The 16,205-nt window shown below is 56.4% G+C and carries 17 protein-coding genes; 14 read left to right on the top strand and 3 right to left on the bottom strand.

Translation table 11 applies throughout. From position 1 onward, the window contains the following. Nucleotides 1–634: 634 nt before the first annotated feature. Nucleotides 635–1,186, bottom strand: coding sequence for a ribosome biogenesis factor YjgA (gene yjgA, locus F8562_RS14020; RefSeq protein ID WP_004098062.1), 552 nt, complete (start codon nucleotides 1,184–1,186; stop codon nucleotides 635–637). Nucleotides 1,187–1,280: 94 nt separating this feature from the next. On the opposite strand from yjgA, the gene pmbA reads away from it, so the two are divergent. The 12 genes from pmbA (at nucleotide 1,281) to F8562_RS13960 (ending at nucleotide 12,004) form a co-directional block, all read left to right on the top strand. After that, the gene (gene pmbA, locus F8562_RS14015; protein WP_004098067.1) at nucleotides 1,281–2,633 is read left to right on the top strand and encodes a metalloprotease PmbA; all 1,353 of its coding nucleotides are present in this window, start codon (nucleotides 1,281–1,283) and stop codon (nucleotides 2,631–2,633) included. A gap of 36 nt (nucleotides 2,634–2,669) precedes the next feature. Beyond that, complete coding sequence (cybC, locus tag F8562_RS14010) at nucleotides 2,670–3,056, top strand: cytochrome b562 (protein ID WP_009652340.1); 387 nt, start codon at nucleotides 2,670–2,672, stop codon at nucleotides 3,054–3,056. A gap of 291 nt (nucleotides 3,057–3,347) precedes the next feature. Further along, on the top strand, nucleotides 3,348–3,686 hold the full coding sequence (locus F8562_RS14005; protein ID WP_004098070.1) for a PRD domain-containing protein: 339 nt from the start codon (nucleotides 3,348–3,350) through the stop codon (nucleotides 3,684–3,686). An 11-nt stretch (nucleotides 3,687–3,697) separates the two neighbouring features. Beyond that, on the top strand, nucleotides 3,698–4,060 hold the full coding sequence (locus F8562_RS14000; RefSeq protein WP_004098072.1) for an SFCGS family glycine-rich protein: 363 nt from the start codon (nucleotides 3,698–3,700) through the stop codon (nucleotides 4,058–4,060). A gap of 2 nt (nucleotides 4,061–4,062) precedes the next feature. Then, a complete protein-coding gene (locus F8562_RS13995) occupies nucleotides 4,063–4,362 on the top strand; it encodes a DUF4312 family protein (RefSeq protein ID WP_004098073.1) in 300 nt (99 codons plus the stop codon). A 21-nt stretch (nucleotides 4,363–4,383) separates the two neighbouring features. Then, complete coding sequence (locus tag F8562_RS13990) at nucleotides 4,384–5,160, top strand: DUF4311 domain-containing protein (protein ID WP_004098075.1); 777 nt, start codon at nucleotides 4,384–4,386, stop codon at nucleotides 5,158–5,160. A gap of 12 nt (nucleotides 5,161–5,172) precedes the next feature. Next, nucleotides 5,173–5,817 carry a DUF4310 family protein gene (locus F8562_RS13985; protein ID WP_004098076.1) on the top strand — a complete coding sequence of 215 codons (645 nt, stop codon included), beginning with the start codon at nucleotides 5,173–5,175 and terminating at the stop codon, nucleotides 5,815–5,817. Nucleotides 5,818–5,859: 42 nt separating this feature from the next. Then, complete coding sequence (locus F8562_RS13980) at nucleotides 5,860–6,993, top strand: amidohydrolase/deacetylase family metallohydrolase (RefSeq protein WP_014837212.1); 1,134 nt, start codon at nucleotides 5,860–5,862, stop codon at nucleotides 6,991–6,993. After that, on the top strand, nucleotides 6,977–8,095 hold the full coding sequence (locus tag F8562_RS13975) for a DgaE family pyridoxal phosphate-dependent ammonia lyase (RefSeq protein ID WP_014227652.1): 1,119 nt from the start codon (nucleotides 6,977–6,979) through the stop codon (nucleotides 8,093–8,095). Before F8562_RS13980 ends, F8562_RS13975 begins: the two co-directional genes overlap by 17 nt. After that, the gene (gene dagF, locus F8562_RS13970; protein WP_014227653.1) at nucleotides 8,092–8,832 is read left to right on the top strand and encodes a 2-dehydro-3-deoxy-phosphogluconate aldolase; all 741 of its coding nucleotides are present in this window, start codon (nucleotides 8,092–8,094) and stop codon (nucleotides 8,830–8,832) included. The genes F8562_RS13975 and dagF overlap by 4 nt, the downstream gene beginning before the upstream one ends. An 87-nt stretch (nucleotides 8,833–8,919) precedes the next feature. Next, a complete protein-coding gene (locus tag F8562_RS13965; protein ID WP_089046403.1) occupies nucleotides 8,920–10,071 on the top strand; it encodes a lactonase family protein in 1,152 nt (383 codons plus the stop codon). 22 nt (nucleotides 10,072–10,093) lie between these two features. Next, a complete protein-coding gene (locus F8562_RS13960; protein WP_014837213.1) occupies nucleotides 10,094–12,004 on the top strand; it encodes a BglG family transcription antiterminator in 1,911 nt (636 codons plus the stop codon). Nucleotides 12,005–12,058: 54 nt separating this feature from the next. Here the strand turns inward: F8562_RS13960 and F8562_RS13955 are convergent, their stop codons facing one another. Then, on the bottom strand, nucleotides 12,059–12,451 hold the full coding sequence (locus F8562_RS13955) for a DUF4280 domain-containing protein (RefSeq protein ID WP_042933953.1): 393 nt from the start codon (nucleotides 12,449–12,451) through the stop codon (nucleotides 12,059–12,061). Between the two features lie 576 nt (nucleotides 12,452–13,027). Between F8562_RS13955 and F8562_RS13950 the strand changes: the two genes are divergently transcribed. Further along, the gene (locus tag F8562_RS13950; RefSeq protein ID WP_014227657.1) at nucleotides 13,028–13,513 is read left to right on the top strand and encodes an Hcp family type VI secretion system effector; all 486 of its coding nucleotides are present in this window, start codon (nucleotides 13,028–13,030) and stop codon (nucleotides 13,511–13,513) included. Nucleotides 13,514–13,703: 190 nt separating this feature from the next. Continuing rightward, nucleotides 13,704–15,536 carry a type VI secretion system Vgr family protein gene (locus F8562_RS13940; protein ID WP_094909401.1) on the top strand — a complete coding sequence of 611 codons (1,833 nt, stop codon included), beginning with the start codon at nucleotides 13,704–13,706 and terminating at the stop codon, nucleotides 15,534–15,536. Nucleotides 15,537–15,553: 17 nt separating this feature from the next. Here F8562_RS13940 and nrdG read toward each other — a convergent pair whose 3' ends face one another. Further along, nucleotides 15,554–16,018, bottom strand: a complete 465-nt coding sequence (gene nrdG, locus F8562_RS13935; RefSeq protein WP_014227659.1) for an anaerobic ribonucleoside-triphosphate reductase-activating protein — start codon at nucleotides 16,016–16,018, stop codon at nucleotides 15,554–15,556. Nucleotides 16,019–16,205: the final 187 nt, after the last annotated feature.

Below are 16,205 nucleotides of genomic sequence, written 5' to 3'. Positions count from 1 at the left end.
TTTTCTCCATGATGATAGCTGTCGACTCTCTAAAATCTGGCTCCGGTCGGCGGTAAATAACCGACCGCCGGGTTAGCCCCTTTCGTGAAAAGTGAATTCCTGCTTCTTGCCGGACGATGGCCTCCGCTGGGCGATTCACCTGCGGCGGTGCGGATGATTTTGTCGACTTTCTGCTGAGGAAAGCCTGCAGACGCCAGGTTTTAATGAACAGAACTCACTGGCCAAAAATACGCGCACGCACCGTTTCGGTTCTCGTACTTTAATGAAATTTATTTTTCATTATTATGATGTATGAAATATCAAAACCGTTTTGAGAGGTGGATCAAAGATAAGCAAACTGCTGATAAAGTCAGCGCCCTAAAGGCAGGGTTATATAGTTTTATATAATAAAGTTAACAGGTTGTGTTGATGGCATTGGCGTTGATGGCGAGGGGAGATTGCCAGCCGGATTGCAATGGAACGGCTTTTTTGTGAAATAAAAGTTAAATATAAGCACGAAATGGAATGAAAATGAAAAATTAAAACCGATTTAAATGCAGGGAAAATTCGAATTGACCATTGTCCATGGCATTGCGTTCGAGGGAGTGGGTCGCCCGGATCGGGCAATAGCCGTAATCCGGGGAGTCATACAGAATTAGCCTTCGCTTTCGGCCAGTTCACGCAGGTACTGGAAGATAAGACGCGCGGACTTCGGCGGCTTGTTGCCTTCTTTCTCTTTTTTGGCGTTGCGGATCAGCGAACGCAGCTGCTGACGATCGGCATCTGGCCACAGGTTCAGCACTTCAGCCACGGCATCATCACCATTATCAATCAGACGATCGCGGATCTGCTCAAGCTTATGGAACAGCGCAACCTGCTGGTTGTGGCGGTTCTTCAGCTTGTCCAGCGCCTGACGAATCGGCTCGACGTCGCGGCTGCGCAGCATTTTACCAATCAGCTGCATCTGGCGGCGGCGGCCTTCTTTCTTGATACGCTGGGCGAGTTCAATCGCGTCGCGCAGGTCGGTATCCAGCGGGATTTTATCGAGCGCGTTTTTACCCAGCTCGACCATTTCCGCGCCAAGACGCTTCAGTTCTTCGGCGTCACGCTTAATTTCACTTTTACTGACCCAGATAATTTCATCGTCTTCATCTTCGACGTCATCACCAGGGACGTCGTCGAGCCAGTCTTCGGGCTGCTTTGTCATCTCAGGCTCCTTAAAAAAGAGACTAATGTTACCAGTTAAGGCGCGCACTGAAAAACGGTTCTCTGTTAGACTTCAGTTAACTCCTTCTTACATTATGGCATTAGCGATGAAAGTCATCTCTCAAGTTGCACAACAGCGTAAGACGCTGGAAGAGGCCGTGACCACGGCGCTGGAACTGGCGGCAGGCAAATCCGACGGCGCGGAAGTCTCCGTCAGTAAAACTACCGGTATCGGCGTGAGCACCCGCTACGGCGAAGTGGAGAACGTAGAATTCAACAGCGATGGTGCTCTCGGCATCACCGTTTATCACCAGAATCGCAAAGGCAGCGCGTCTTCGACCGATCTCAGCCCGCAGGCTATTGCCCGCACGGTGCAGGCGGCGCTGGATATCGCCCGCTATACCTCGCCGGACCCGTGCGCGGGCGTGGCGGATAAAGAACTGCTGGCTTTTGAAGCCCCGGATCTTGACCTGTTCCATCCGGCGGAAGTTTCCCCGGATGAAGCCATCGAGCTGGCCTCCCGCGCTGAACAGGCGGCGCTAAAAGCCGATAAACGCATCAGCAATACCGAAGGCGGCAGCTTTAACAGCCACTACGGCATTAAAGTGTTCGGCAACAGCCACGGCATGCTGCAGAGCTACTGCTCTACCCGCCACTCGCTCTCCAGCTGCGTGATTGCCGAAGAGAATGGCGATATGGAGCGCGATTACGCTTATACCATCGGACGGGCGATAGACGACCTGCAATCGCCGGAGTGGGTTGGCGAAGAGTGCGCCCGCCGCACCCTGTCGCGCCTGGCCCCGCGTAAGCTATCGACGATGAAAGCGCCGGTGATTTTCGCCAACGAAGTCGCTACCGGTCTGTTTGGCCATCTGGTCGGGGCGATCGCCGGCGGTTCGGTTTACCGTAAATCCACCTTCCTGCTTGATGCGCTGGGTAGCCAGATCCTGCCGGACTGGCTGACCATTGAAGAGCATCCTCACCTGCTGAAAGGTCTGGCTTCGACGCCGTTTGATAGCGAAGGCGTCCGTACGGAACGCCGGGATATCATTAAAGACGGCGTACTGACCCAGTGGCTGCTGACCAACTACTCGGCGCGTAAGCTGGGGCTGAAGAGCACCGGCCACGCGGGCGGTATTCACAACTGGCGGATCAACGGCCGCGGCCTGAGTTTTGCAAAGTTGCTTAAAGAGATGGGGACCGGTCTTGTCGTCACGGAACTGATGGGGCAGGGTGTAAGCGGCGTCACCGGCGACTACTCACGCGGCGCATCCGGCTTCTGGGTAGAAAACGGCGAAATTCAGTATCCGGTCAGTGAGATAACCATTGCAGGAAATCTGAAAGATATGTGGCGTAATATCGTGACCATCGGCGACGATATCGAAACGCGCAGCAACATTCAGTGCGGTTCCGTACTGCTGCCGGAGATGAAGATCGCCGGGCAATAACACTTGTGTGCTTAATAATAAAAAAGGAAGTGAGCAATGCGTAAAAAACTGTTAGCGATGCTGGCCGTATCGGCTTTTGCGCTTGGTTCGGCATCGGCTTTCGCCGATCTGGGCGAAGACATGGATACCCTTGCTGAGAACCTGCAAGTGGTGCAGAAAACTTCAGATGCCGGCGAGCTGAAAGCGGCGCTGAATAAGATGCGCACAGCGGCGGTTGACGCCCAGAAAGAGACGCCGCCGAAGCTGGAAGGTAAAGCGGCGGACAGTGCGGAAATGAAAGACTATCGTCACGGTTTCGATGTGCTGATCGGCCAGATTGACGGCGCGCTGAAGCTGGCTGATGAAGGCAAAGTCAAAGAAGCCCAGGCCGCAGCGGAAGAGTTTAAAACCACCCGCAATACATACCATAAGAAGTACCGTTAATTTCTCTTTGTGGGGAGGCGTCAGCCGATGCCTCCCACATTCTGTTAATTCAAAACTCCATCACCGTCACATTTTTCGCTTTTCCTGCATGCCGGTTTTCGCCACCGTGACACCGATGATCTTGTGATGTTCATCACGAGAATTGGTTGGGGCGAATACATCCACAATAACTATGTGAAATAGATCACGCCTGCCTTCTTCCTTTCCACTTCGAAGTGGAAAACAACTCGCTACAAACTCTTTGCCCCCGGCATTAGTGTTATCCCCAGAGACATCAACGGGGTAATTCAAGTGAATAACGGAGCGGTAACACACGTCCCAGAGGAGCAGGCCACGCTAACCGAACAGCTGGCCGACAAGATGCTGCAGCAGGTTTTCGCACTATTAAGCCGCCGCAACATCGTCCCCAACGACGTTCAGGAGCAAATGCTGACTTCCCACGTTCGGGCGATGGCCCATCGGTCAATCAGCGGCGAGCCGCTGCCGGAAGTGGATGCCAGTCTGTTCGAAGAGATCTCAGAAGATTCAATGATGCTGGCCCGCGAAGTGGTCGCGCAGTTCGGCAATCTGCCAGATGAAGAAGCCTGGCTGCTGTCCGTCCACTTCGAAGTCGCGAAAGATAACCTGTAAGGAGCACACAAATGGAACAAATCACCGTTGTTATTGGCGATCGCCTGGGTAAAGGACAAAAAGTTGCCGCAGGTGCGGAAAAAGCCGGCGCTCGCGCCGTGGTCGTGCCGGGCGTTGCCGCGGATATGAAGCTGGGCGACATGATGAAGGCGGAAAACGCCACCTTCGGTATCTCTTTCTGCGGCAGCGGCGGCGCAGGGGCTATCACCGCGCAGAATAAGCACGGCTACAAGGCGAAATATGGCATGCGTTCCGTTGATGAAGGCGTCACCGCGATCAACGAAGGCTACAACGTACTGGGCTTCGGCTTTATGGATAAAGAAGAGCTGGGTGAACGCCTGGTTGAGGCCTGGAAGAAGAAGTACGGCGCGTGAGCATGAAAGAGCAATTCACCACCACGGTGAGCGTAACCGGCAAAGGCGAGAGCAAAACGCGCGCTTTTGCCGATGCCCTGAACCATGTCCAGGCGGCGGTGATGAAAACGTCGCCGCACATCTTACTGCGTATTGAACCACAGGACGTGGAGGTTGTTCATGCGCGTGAAGCGGTACGGAAAGAGGCCTTTTTATTCTTCTTTTTGCGCCGTGAGCGACGAACCTACAGCGTGGAGCTGAAGGTCACCGTCACCGTGACCGCCATTAATCTCGATAAAGTGGATTTCGTCACGCAAACCTGATTTTCACCAAAGGGTCAGACTATGTTCCTGATAATTTTAATAAAATCGCTCATCATCGGCGGCCTGGTTGGCGTCGGCGTAGGCGCCGGAGCGGCACGCATGTTTCATGCGCCCACCACGCAGGGGATGGGGGCGTTTCGTACCTTGGGCGAGCTGAATTCATGTGAAGGCGATCCGGCTTCCCACTTCTCATTTGGCCTGGGCTTCTTCTTCAACGCCTGGGCCTCTTCCGTCGCGGCAGGCTCCTTCACTCAGGACGTTGACCACCGCATTATCCCCAACTGGGGGGCGGCAGCGCTGATGATTAAAAACCGCAACGTCGGCGAGACGCTGCACGATCCGAAAAAGATGGCCATCGCCTGCGGCATTATCGGCATGATCGTGGTCGCTTTCCTCAACCTCACCGCCTCTTCTGTACCGGAAGCGCTGCAGGTGACGGCGGTAAAAGTGCTGGTTCCGGCGGCAAACCTGCTGGTGAATACGGTGATGCCGGTCATCTTCTGGCTGGCGGCGATTGATGCCGGTAAAAAATCGGGCTTCTGGGCGACGATTTTCGGCGGCGCGGCGCAGCTGATTATGGGTAACGCCGTTCCGGGCCTGGTGCTGGGCATCCTGATCGGGAAAGGCGTTGAAGAGAGCGGCTGGCACCGCGTCACCAAGGTGATGATGGTGGCGATCGTCGCGCTGTTCGTTCTGAGCGGCTTCTTCCGCGGTTTCGACATGAAGATGATTGAATCCTTCCATCTGACCGTGCCGAACTGGCTGGAACTGATCCACAACTCGCTCAGCGGTAAATAACAGGAGCCTCTCATGGAACAAAATAAAGGTTTTTGGTATGCCGACTGGTCGTTCCCGATCTTTGTTGGCCTGCTCTCCGCCGGCGTCTTTGCCGGGACGCATATGTACTACCTCTACGGCATCGGCGCGTTTAACGAAGTCGCCTTCGTGGCGATGCTGAAAGCGGGAATTGATACCGGAGCCTACGGCGCGGTAGCGGCGTTCGGCGCCAGCTTCCTGTTCGCGCGTATTATCGAAGGCTCGCTGGTGGGGATTCTGGATATCGGCGGGGCGATTCAGACCGGCGTCGGCTTAGGCGTTCCGGCGCTGCTGCTCGGCGCGGGCTTTGTTTTCCCGGTCGCCAACTTTGCCGCCTCGCTGGTCACCGGCCTGGTGCTGGGCCTCGCGATTGGCTACATCATCATCCTGGCGCGTAAATTCACCATCAACCAGAGCGATTCCACCTACGGTGCGGACGTCATGATGGGGGCCGGTAACGCCTCAGGCCGTTTCCTCGGACCGTTGATTATCCTCAGCGCCATGACCGCTTCTATTCCTATCGGCATCGGTTCCCTGGCGGGCGCGCTGCTGTTCTACATCTGGCAGAAGCCTATCACCGGCGGCGCGATCCTTGGCGCCATGCTTCTTGGGTCAATCTTCCCGGTGGCGATTAGTTAAGTCCTGCGGGCGCCTCGGCGCCCGCGTTAACAGGAGAGAGATATGTTTGATTTACTCCTGCGCCGTGCGCGCCTCGTCGACGATACCCTGACCGATATCGCCATCCGGGACGGTAAAATCGCGGCGCTTGGCGTGATTAGCGCGCCTGCGCGCAAAACCCTTGAGCTGGACGGTCGCTATTACGTCAGCGCAGGCTGGATTGACTCTCACGTTCACTGCTATCCGAACTCGCCGATTTACCATGATGAGCCGGACAGCGTGGGGGTTGCTACCGGCGTGACCACCGTGATTGACGCGGGCAGCACCGGCGCGGACGACGTGGATGATTTCTACCAGCTGACCCGCAAAGCCGCGACCGAAGTTTACGCCCTGCTTAACATCTCCCGCGTCGGGCTGATTGCCCAGAATGAACTGGCCAATATGGCGAATATCGACGCGGAGGCGGTGATGCAGGCGGTCAATCGCTACCCGAACTTTATCGTCGGCCTGAAGGCGCGGATGAGCAGCAGCGTGGTGGGGGAAAACGGCATTACGCCGCTGGCGCGCGCAAAGGCGATTCAGCAGGAAAACGGCGGCCTGCCGCTGATGGTGCATATCGGCAACAATCCGCCCGACCTGGATGAGATCGCCGACCTGCTCACCTCCGGCGACATCATTACCCACTGCTACAACGGTAAACCCAATCGTATCCTGACGCCGTCCGGCGAGCTGAAAAGCTCGATTTCCCGCGCGCTACAGCGCGGCGTGCGCCTTGATATCGGCCACGGCACCGCCAGCTTCAGCTTCGAGGTGGCGCGGCGGGCGATTGCTATGGGCATTCTGCCGCACACCATCAGCTCCGATATTTACTGCCGCAACCGTATCGACGGCCCGGTGCGCTCGCTGGCGCTGGTGATGTCGAAATTCCTCGCCATTGGCATGTCGCTGCCGCAGGTCATTGACTGCGTGACCGCTAACGCCGCTGAAGGCCTGCGTCTTAGCCACAAAGGGCGGCTGGAAGTGGGTTACGACGCCGACCTGACGCTGTTTACCCTCGCGCAGACGCCAACGGTGCTGGTGGATGCGGAAAAAGAGAGCCTTCAGACCGACAAGATTCTGCTGCCGCTTGCCGCCGTTCGCGCGGGCAAGGGCTATCTGACCGAACAAGGGAGCGCGGAAAATGCCTTCGATTTTTGAGAAATATGATTTAAAACAGGTGATTAATACCTCCGGTCGTATGACCATTCTCGGCGTCTCCACGCCGCGGCCGGAAGTGGTGGATGCCGCGATGGCGGGGATGAACCAGTACTTCGAGATGAAAGATCTGGTCAATAAAACCGGCGCGTATATTGCGAAGCTGCTGGACGTGGAAGGGGCGACCGTCGTCTCCTGCGCCTCGGCGGGCATCGCCCAGTCGGTGGCGGCGGTGCTGGTAAAAGACAGCGACTGGCTGCTGGAAAACCTGCACGTGACGCCGATTGAAAACAACGAAATCGTGCTGCCTAAGGGTCATAACGTCAATTTTGGCGCGCCGGTGGGCACCATGGTGGCGCTGGGCGGCGGTAGGCTGGTGGAAGCGGGCTACGCCAATGAATGTTCCGCCGGGCAGCTGGCGGCGGCCATTACCCCGCGCACCGCGGCCATTCTGTATATCAAATCCCACCACTGCGTGCAGAAAAGCATGCTCAACGTGGCGCAGGCGGCAGCGGTGGCGCAGAGCCATAATCTGCCGCTGATTGTCGACGCGGCGGCGGAGGAAGACCTCCAGGCCTACTATCGCGCCGGCGCGGATCTGGTGATTTATAGCGGCGCGAAGGCGATCGAAGGGCCGACCAGCGGGCTGGTGATTGGCAAAACCCAATACGTTGAGTGGGTTAAACGTCAGTCGAACGGCATTGGCCGGGCGATGAAGGTGGGCAAAGAGGGGATCCTCGGCCTGACCTGCGCCATTGAGCACTATCTGACGGCGCGCAAAGAGAGCGGTGAAGAGATGGTGGCGAAGATGACGCCGTTTATTCAGCAGCTCAATACGCTCGATGGCGTCACCGCGCGCGTGGTCTGGGACAGCGCCGGCCGCGATATCGCGCGGGCGGAGATCAAGTTTGATGAAGCGGTGACCGGCGTCGATACCGGCGATCTGGTCAATGCGCTGAAGCAGGGCGAATACGCCATCTACTTCCGTGGCTATAAAGCAAATGAAGGCATTATTGAAGCCGATGTCCGCAGCGTGAACGCGCAGCAGCTGGAGATTGTCTCCCGTCGCATCGCAGAAGTTTTGAACAAGGAGAAAAACGCATGAAACTGACCCCTAATTTTTATCGTGACCGCGTCTGCCTGAACGTGCTGGCGGGGAGCAAAGAGAACGCCAGCGAGATTTATGAGGCGGCGGAAGGTCATGTACTGGTGGGCGTGCTCTCCAAAAATTACCCGGACGTCGCCAGCGCGGTTGCCGATATGCGTGAATACGCGCAGCGGATTGATAACGCGCTCTCCGTGGGACTGGGCGCGGGCGACCCGAACCAGTCGGCGATGGTCAGCGAAATTTCGCGTCAGGTGCAGCCGCAGCACGTCAATCAGGTATTTACCGGCGTGGCGACCAGCCGCGCGCTGCTGGGGCAGAACGAAACCGTGGTTAACGGCCTGGTGTCGCCAACCGGTACGCCGGGAATGGTGAAGATCTCCACCGGCCCGCTCAGCAGCGGCGCGCCGGACGGCATCGTACCGCTGGAAACGGCGATTGCGCTGCTGAAAGATATGGGCGGCAGTTCGATTAAATATTTCCCGATGGGCGGGCTGAAGCATCGCGACGAGTTTATTGCGGTGGCCGAGGCCTGCGCCCGTCATGATTTCTGGCTGGAGCCCACCGGCGGGATCGATCTGGAAAACTACGGCGAGATCCTGCAGATCGCGCTGGACGCAGGGGTAAGTAAAATTATCCCGCATATCTACAGTTCGATTATTGATAAAGCCAGCGGTCACACCCGCCCGGCGGACGTGCGTCAGCTGCTTTCGATCACCAAACAGTTAGTAAAATAGCGCCGATTATCCCTCACCCGGCCCTCTCCCCAACGGGGAGAGGGTTAGGGCGAAGGGAAACCGCCACCGAACCATCAAGGAGTCACCATGCCAACCGCTCGTCACCTGCTTGTTGCTTCACTCTCTCTGCTCGCCGCCGGCGCCGCTGCGCAAACCCAGTACGCCTGGGTCGGCACCTACAACCCCAATGGCGAAGGGCTATATCGCTTTACCGTCGATAGCCAGACCGGGGCGCTGCGCGATAAAACGCTGGTCGGGACGCTGCCTGACCTGGCCCAGCTTACCGTCTCGGCGGATGGCAAAACCCTGTACGGCGCCAGCGAAGTGGAAAAGGGAGTGGTGCAGGCGTGGCGCATCGGCAGCAACGGTGAACTGAGCGAGCTGAATCAGGTCGCTTCCGGCGGCGCCGGGCCGGTTTATCTCTCCCTGACCCCCGATGGACGTCATCTGCTGGTGGCAAACTACGTCAGCGGCAGTATCGCCGTGCTGCCGGTGAAAGAAGATGGTAACCTGGGCGAGGCGGTGGATGTGCGTCAGGATCAAGGATCTGCGGGCGCGGAACGCCCGGCGGCAGCCGTCGAAGGCAGTTTTGCCATTAGCGATCATAACGGCCCCCACGCCCATATGATCGCCGCCGATCCCAGCGGTAAATTCGTTTACTCCACCGATCTCGGCCTGGACCGGATCTATCAGTACCGGCTGGATAGCGCCACAGGGAAGCTGACGCCGAACGATCCGCCGTTTATCGCGGCCTCATCTCCCGGCGCCGGACCGCGCCACTTTGTGTTTACGCCGCAGGGTGACGGACTATGGTTGATTAACGAAGAGGCGTCGACGCTCACTTTTTATCATCTCGATAAGCAAAGCGGCCTGCTGCGCGAGGGGAAAACGGTCTCGGCGCTGCCTGCAGAGTATAAGGGCACCAGCTTTGCCGCCGGCCTGGTCCTGAGCCGCGACGGCAAGCAGCTGTACGTCGCCAACCGACTGCATAACAGTATCGCCCACTTTACGGTGCTGGCTGACGGCAGCCTGAGCCACCAGGACGATATCTGGACCCGCGGCGACTATCCGCGCACGCTGACGCTGGACAGTCAGGGGCAGTGGCTGTACGTCATGAACCAGCGTAGCGACAACATCACCCGCTTTCGCGTCGCGCCGAAGGATGGCAGGCTGACGTTCTCTCCGGACTACACCCCGGTTGGCAGCCCGTCGCAGATGGTGATATCCGCTCAACCCTGAGCCGTAAGAAAAAGGAACTGACATGCGATTTCCCCATCAACGTTTAGCGCAGCTGTTTACTCTGTTGCAAAACGAAACGCTGCCGCAGGAGGAGCTGGCGCAGCGGCTGTCGGTTTCTACTCGCACGGTACGCGCGGACATCACCGCGCTGAACGCGCTGCTGCTGCACTACGGCGCGCAGTTTATCCTCAGCCGCGGCAGCGGCTATCAGCTGGTGATTCACGATCCGACGCGCTATCAGACGCTGGAAGAGAGCGCGCCGAAAGCGCAGCATATCCCGCGAACCGCGGCGGATCGCATCCACTTTTTGCTGGTGCGCTTTTTAACTTCCGCGTTTTCTATCAAGCTGGAGGATCTGGCCGATACGTGGTTCGTCAGCCGCGCCACCTTACAGGGCGATATGGTTGACGTACGCGAGCGTTTTCAGCGTTATCAGCTCACCCTCGAGACCCGGCCGCGCCACGGCATGAAGCTGTTCGGCAGCGAGGTCTCCATTCGCGCCTGCCTGACCGATCTGCTGTGGGAGCTGAGCCAGCAGGGGCCGCTTAACCCGCTTATTGGCGAAGAGGCGTTTGACGCCAGCGTACCGACGCTGCTGGCCGGCGTGCTGCAGGAGACGTTAACCCGCCATCACGTGCGGCTGACGGACGCCGGGGAGCGCTTTATCTGCCTGTACGGCGCGGTTGCCGTGCGCCGCGTGAGCGAAGGGTATCCGCTGGCGGATTTTAGCGCCGAGGATGTGGCGCAAAACGTACGCGACGCCGCACGCGAGCTGGCAAACACGATGCAGCAGCTGGCGGGCAAACTGCTTGCTCCGGCGGAAGAAGAGTGGCTGTGCGTCCACCTTGCCGCCCGCCAGGTGCAGGACGTCGATCCGGGCACCATCAGCGCCGACGACGATGAAGCGCTGGTGAACTACATCCTGCGCTATATCAATCAGCAATATAACTACAATCTGCTGGACGATGCCCAGCTGCATGCGGATTTACTGACCCATATTAAGACCATGATCACCCGCGTGCGCTACCAGATAATGATCCCCAACCCGCTTCTGGAAAATATCAAACAGCACTACCCCATGGCGTGGGACATGACCCTGGCGGCGGTATCGAGCTGGGGGAAATATACTCCCTACGCCATCAGCGAAAACGAGATCGGCTTTCTGGTGCTGCATATCGGCGTCGGGCTGGAGCGCCATTACAATATCGGCTATCAGCGTCAGCCGCAGGTGCTGCTGGTCTGCGATACCAGCAACGCGATGGTGCGGATGATTGAAGCCATCCTGCAGCGTAAGTATCCGCAGCTGGAAATTGCCGCCACCCTTTCGCAACGCGAATATGAACAGCGGGAAGAGATCGCGGAAGATTTTGTTATTTCCACCGTGCGCATCAGCGAGAAAGAGAAGCCGGTGGTCACCATTGCGCCGTTTCCTACCGACTACCAGCTCGACCAAATCGGCAAGCTGGTGCTGGTGGACCGCACGCGTCCCTGGATGCTGAATAAATATTTTGATGAGGCCCACTTCCAGGTGATAGATACCCCGATGGATCAGCAGGCGCTGTTTGCCACGCTGTGCCAGCAGCTGCAGCAGGAGGGGTTTGTCGGAGCGGAGTTTCATGGGTCGGTGGTGGAGCGTGAGGCTATCGTCAGCACCATGCTCGGCGACGGGATCGCGCTGCCTCACGCCCTCGGCCTGCTGGCGAAAAAGACCGTGGTCTATACGGTCATCGCCCCGCACGGTATCGCCTGGGGCGATGAAACCGCGCATATCATCTTCCTGCTCGCCATCAGTAAAAGCGAGTATGAAGAGGCAATGGCCATCTACGATATTTTCGTCACATTCCTGCGCGAACGGGCAATGGCCCGCCTTGCCGCCACCCGCAGTTTTGCTGAGTTTAAAACGGTGGCCATGGAGTGCGTCAGCCGGTTTTGATTTTTACCGTACGGCCCTTCGCCACGTTTTATGCATCTGTCACCGTTCACAAAATCATGCCACGACCGTCGTCACCTGTCCCGGAAAACTAATTTGAATTACCCCGCCCCATATGCAGATTAACTTCGACTGGGCGGTGAGGGCGGGCATATTTCCCACCAGCACCGTTGGCGAACCCGGCGCCCACGGCGCGGGCGTTGTCGGAATACAGGGCATCGGCGTCAGCACACCGAGCGCCGCGGCGGTGGCGGCGGCAACCGTCGGATTGGCAATACTGCTGCACATCCCGAACGGCATAATATTCACAAACGGTTTGTTATCCATAATATTCGCCATCGGCATGTTGCTGACGAGGGTGCGGCTTGTGGGCAGTATGTTCAGCGTGCCAGGCGCGATGCCAAATGAACACTGCAATAATGCGCCGGTACAAACTCCGGGACAGCTCATGGTAATACCCCCAGTTGCCGCCATAGTCGGCGGACGATGACTCGCGGAATAAACTGATGCGCCTTTATAACCTTAAGTGCCCGTTTATTAGTTTGAACAGATACTACATAACCAAAGTAATAAATAAAGCAGATGCGTTTTTTGATTCACATCACTATTTATAATTTAACCTGTTAAAGCGTTAATATCAGCGAGAGGTTTTCATCGATGTATATTTTGATTGGTTGCTTTACATCTAATTGATTTTGATTAATTACTTGTTTTTAATTTGATTTTTATCAATTTTCACTCGGTGATTGGCAGCGAATAATTTGATTGATATTTATTTGTGGTTGTGTCTTTTATATTGCTTATGGTCGCCGTAAAAATACCATTTGGATAGTATGGCGATATAAGTAGCGCTACGAATATTCTCGTAATAAGAAAGGATGAATATAGGCGAAGACGCTTAGCATTAAAGTTATTGTATTAGTTCAATGTGCGTAAAAATAACGGGAATGTGAAAAAAAACGGTGCGATTCGGCTGATGGCGGAATTGCCGCTACCGGTTGCCGTCTGATTGATAAGGAGTAACCCATGGATGTGATTTTTTTAAAGCTCGACAATATCGAAGGTGAAAGTCAGGCCAAAGGATTTGAAAAACAGCTTGAGATCATGACCTTCAGCCATAACGTGGCGATGCCGGTCACCAACGACGTCAGTAATAATGAACGCACCTCAGGGCGGGCGCATGTCGGTGAAATGTCGTTGACCAAGTTTGTCGATCTCGCGACGCCAAAGCTCAATGAGTACTGCTGTAGCGGGAAAATGATTAAAGAAGCTGTGCTGACGTTGTGCCGTAATGATAACGGTAAAATGCTGCCATTCATCATATATACCCTGACGAATGTCGTTATCTCACATCTGAGCGTTAGCGGCGGTTCCGGCGGCAAGCCGGTCGAAACAATGTCGCTGAACTTTACCAAAATTAAATGGGAAATCAGCGCTCAGAAATCGGATAGTCAGAAAGAAGGCAACGTCTCTTCCGTTTGGGATATGGCGACGAATAAAAAAGGTAGCTGAGGGTGGAAGCTTCGCACCGCCTGCCTTTCCGGTAAATTATACCGCTATAAAATCAAGCTACGTAGCGCCGGGTATCAGGTCGAGGATGAGTAGGTTATCGTTCCTGCGATCGCCATAGGTCGGTGCGATGGTGATGATGTTTATCATCAGGCTGACCGGCGTTAGCGCTGCTGCTGAAAAGGAGTTTCCTATGCCCGAAACCACCATAATAAAACTCATCGCTCCAACCTTAAACGGCCTCACCGCCGCGACCGCGCGCACCGAATCGCAACTTAACGGCCTGACCACCGCGACCATCGCCGCTACCGCCTCTGCGCCGTTAACCCTTAATACCACGCTGGCGGCCCATCTTACCGCCGCCATAAACAGCGCTGACTACGACGGGCTGATCGCCGAAGCGCGCCTGCTTCCGGCAAACGGCAACGCTGTCCGCTATCAGTTTGTGCTGCGCCCGTGGCTGTGGTGGCTGACGCTCGGCAACAACAACCGCGTTTTCCAGAACCTCAGCGCGCAGGAGATCGTCGCGAAAGTGTTTAAGGATGCCGGATTTAGCGACTACACATTCCAGCTCAAAACCCAACCCCAAAAACGCGAATACTGCCTGCAATATAACGAAAGCGACTTCAATTTTGTCTCACGGCTGCTGGAGCAGGAGGGGATCTTCTGGTTCTTCACCCATAAAGAAGGCAAGCACACGCTGGTGCTGGCGGATGATAATAGCGCCTTCCCGGCCATTTCTGGCGGCAAAAAGGTGAAGTATCAGGCAATATCAAGCGGCGCCCGGGAAACCGGGATAATTCGCCAGGTAGAGCTGCGTTTACAGGCCATCGCGCAGGGGGCGCACCCCGGCAATGATCAATCTGAGCAGCCGAAACAGCTTATCGCCGAAAGCGACTGCGCAGCGCTGATGGCAGGGCACTGGTTTACCCTTGCCGATCATGACGACAAAGCATTAAATATCGACTGGCTCATCACCGCCGTCAGCCATGAATATGACGGTGAACGCTATCGCAACCGCTTTACCGCTATCCCGAAAGCCACGCCGTATCAACCACGGTACGCCACGCCAAAGCCGTTTATGCCTACGCAAACCGCAACGGTGGTTGGCAAAAACGGAGAAGAAAACTGGACCGACAAGCTCGGACGGGTAAAGGTGCAGTTTCCGTGGGATCGGGAAGGCAAAAACGATGAGACCAGCTCCTGCTGGCTGCGGGTTGCTACCGCCTGGAGCGGCAACGGTTTTGGCGCGCAGTTTATCCCGCGTATCGGCCAGGAAGTGGTGGTGAGCTTTATCGACGGCGACCCGGATAAGCCGCTCATTACCGGCTGTGTGTACAACGGCGCGAATGCTCTGCCGTATGCGCTACCGGCGAATCAAACCCAGTCCGGTATTAAAACCCGCAGCGAAAAAGGCTTCAACGAACTGCGCTTCGATGACAAAAAAGATGCCGAGCTGCTGGCGATGCAGGCGCAAAAGGACTTCCAGCTCAACATACTGAACGACAGTCACACCAGGATTAGCCACGATGAAATTCACAGCGTCAAAAACGATCGTACCCGCACCATCGAAGAGGGCAACGAAACCGTCACCCTGAAAAAGGGCAGTCGCACGGTGAAAATCGACAAGGGCAGCGACATGCTGGAGGTGAAAGAGAAACGCAGCGTAACGGTGAAGGGCGATCAGGAACACGCCATCGACGGTAATGAGACGCATAAGGTAAAAGGCAACTACACGCTCAATGTTGACGGTAATCTGACGATTAAGGTCAGCGGCACGCTCACCCTGGAGAGCGGCAAAACCCTGGACATAAAGAGTGGGGCGGGTCTTAACGCCAGCGCGTCAGGCAGCATGAAGCTGGATGCCGCCAGCATCGCCAGTGAAGCCAAATCCTCACTGACCCAGAAAGCGGCAACCATCAGCCAGGAAGCTAAGGCTACTCTGACCAGCAAAGCCAGTGCCACCCAGACCGTTGACGGCGGCGGGATGCTGGTGATTAAAGGTGGTCTGGTGAAAATTAACTGATGAACGCCATGCTGGTATTAACGCAAATGATGTACAACCTGGTTGCTGCTGCCGCGCCAGATTAGCGCCGGGTCTTTTAAGTCCTGCACAAATTTGCCATCAACCAGCACGTTGATGAGATCCACCACCTGCATCTGCGCGGCGTTAAGTTCGTCCAGCTTGTAGCCGGTCCACACCCAGATATCTTTGCCGGGGCACTCGGCGCGAACGCGCTGCACCAGCTTAAGGATCTCCGGGACGTTCTGCGGGTGCAGCGGGTCGCCGCCGGAAAGCGTGATCCCCTGGCGCTTAACGCGGGTATCGTTGAGGTCAGCAATAATGCGGTCGGCCATCTCGGCGGTGAACGGCATGCCGGAGTTTAGCCGCCAGGTGCTTTTGTTGTAGCAGCCGGGGCACTCGTGAACGCAGCCGGAAACGAACAGGGTGCAGCGAGTGCCCGGACCGTTAACGATATCTACCGGGTAATATTGATGGTAATTCATTTTTCGCTTCTCAATTAACGCCATAGCCGCGTTGGCTGCGCTCGCTCACCCCAGTCACGTACTTAATGTACGCTCCCGGGGATTCCCTCGTTTGCCGCCTTGCTCTGACGCGAATTGCTTTGCGAAAACGGAGGGGCTTTGCATTTGTAAAGGGAACGGCTCCCGGCGTCGCTGCGCTCGGCCGGGC

The sequence above is a fragment of the Klebsiella sp. RCJ4 genome (genome assembly GCF_009025755.1).
Taxonomy (GTDB): domain Bacteria; phylum Pseudomonadota; class Gammaproteobacteria; order Enterobacterales; family Enterobacteriaceae; genus Klebsiella; species Klebsiella michiganensis.
This window is presented reverse-complemented; position numbering and strand designations above follow the sequence as displayed.

What these genes read in the sequence shown, in the direction of transcription:
- F8562_RS13980 (WP_014837212.1), top strand. Translation starts at nt 5,860, where the DNA reads ATGTTTGATTTACTCCTGCGCCGTGCGCGCCTCGTCGACGATACCCTG.
- F8562_RS13995 (WP_004098073.1), top strand. Translation starts at nt 4,063, where the DNA reads ATGAAAGAGCAATTCACCACCACGGTGAGCGTAACCGGCAAAGGCGAG.
- F8562_RS13955 (WP_042933953.1), bottom strand. Translation starts at nt 12,451, where the DNA reads ATGAGCTGTCCCGGAGTTTGTACCGGCGCATTATTGCAGTGTTCATTT.
- F8562_RS14000 (WP_004098072.1), top strand. Translation starts at nt 3,698, where the DNA reads ATGGAACAAATCACCGTTGTTATTGGCGATCGCCTGGGTAAAGGACAA.
- F8562_RS13985 (WP_004098076.1), top strand. Translation starts at nt 5,173, where the DNA reads ATGGAACAAAATAAAGGTTTTTGGTATGCCGACTGGTCGTTCCCGATC.
- yjgA (WP_004098062.1), bottom strand. Translation starts at nt 1,186, where the DNA reads ATGACAAAGCAGCCCGAAGACTGGCTCGACGACGTCCCTGGTGATGAC.
- cybC (WP_009652340.1), top strand. Translation starts at nt 2,670, where the DNA reads ATGCGTAAAAAACTGTTAGCGATGCTGGCCGTATCGGCTTTTGCGCTT.
- nrdG (WP_014227659.1), bottom strand. Translation starts at nt 16,018, where the DNA reads ATGAATTACCATCAATATTACCCGGTAGATATCGTTAACGGTCCGGGC.
- F8562_RS13950 (WP_014227657.1), top strand. Translation starts at nt 13,028, where the DNA reads ATGGATGTGATTTTTTTAAAGCTCGACAATATCGAAGGTGAAAGTCAG.
- pmbA (WP_004098067.1), top strand. Translation starts at nt 1,281, where the DNA reads ATGGCATTAGCGATGAAAGTCATCTCTCAAGTTGCACAACAGCGTAAG.
- F8562_RS13965 (WP_089046403.1), top strand. Translation starts at nt 8,920, where the DNA reads ATGCCAACCGCTCGTCACCTGCTTGTTGCTTCACTCTCTCTGCTCGCC.
- dagF (WP_014227653.1), top strand. Translation starts at nt 8,092, where the DNA reads ATGAAACTGACCCCTAATTTTTATCGTGACCGCGTCTGCCTGAACGTG.
- F8562_RS13940 (WP_094909401.1), top strand. Translation starts at nt 13,704, where the DNA reads ATGCCCGAAACCACCATAATAAAACTCATCGCTCCAACCTTAAACGGC.
- F8562_RS13990 (WP_004098075.1), top strand. Translation starts at nt 4,384, where the DNA reads ATGTTCCTGATAATTTTAATAAAATCGCTCATCATCGGCGGCCTGGTT.
- F8562_RS13975 (WP_014227652.1), top strand. Translation starts at nt 6,977, where the DNA reads ATGCCTTCGATTTTTGAGAAATATGATTTAAAACAGGTGATTAATACC.
- F8562_RS13960 (WP_014837213.1), top strand. Translation starts at nt 10,094, where the DNA reads ATGCGATTTCCCCATCAACGTTTAGCGCAGCTGTTTACTCTGTTGCAA.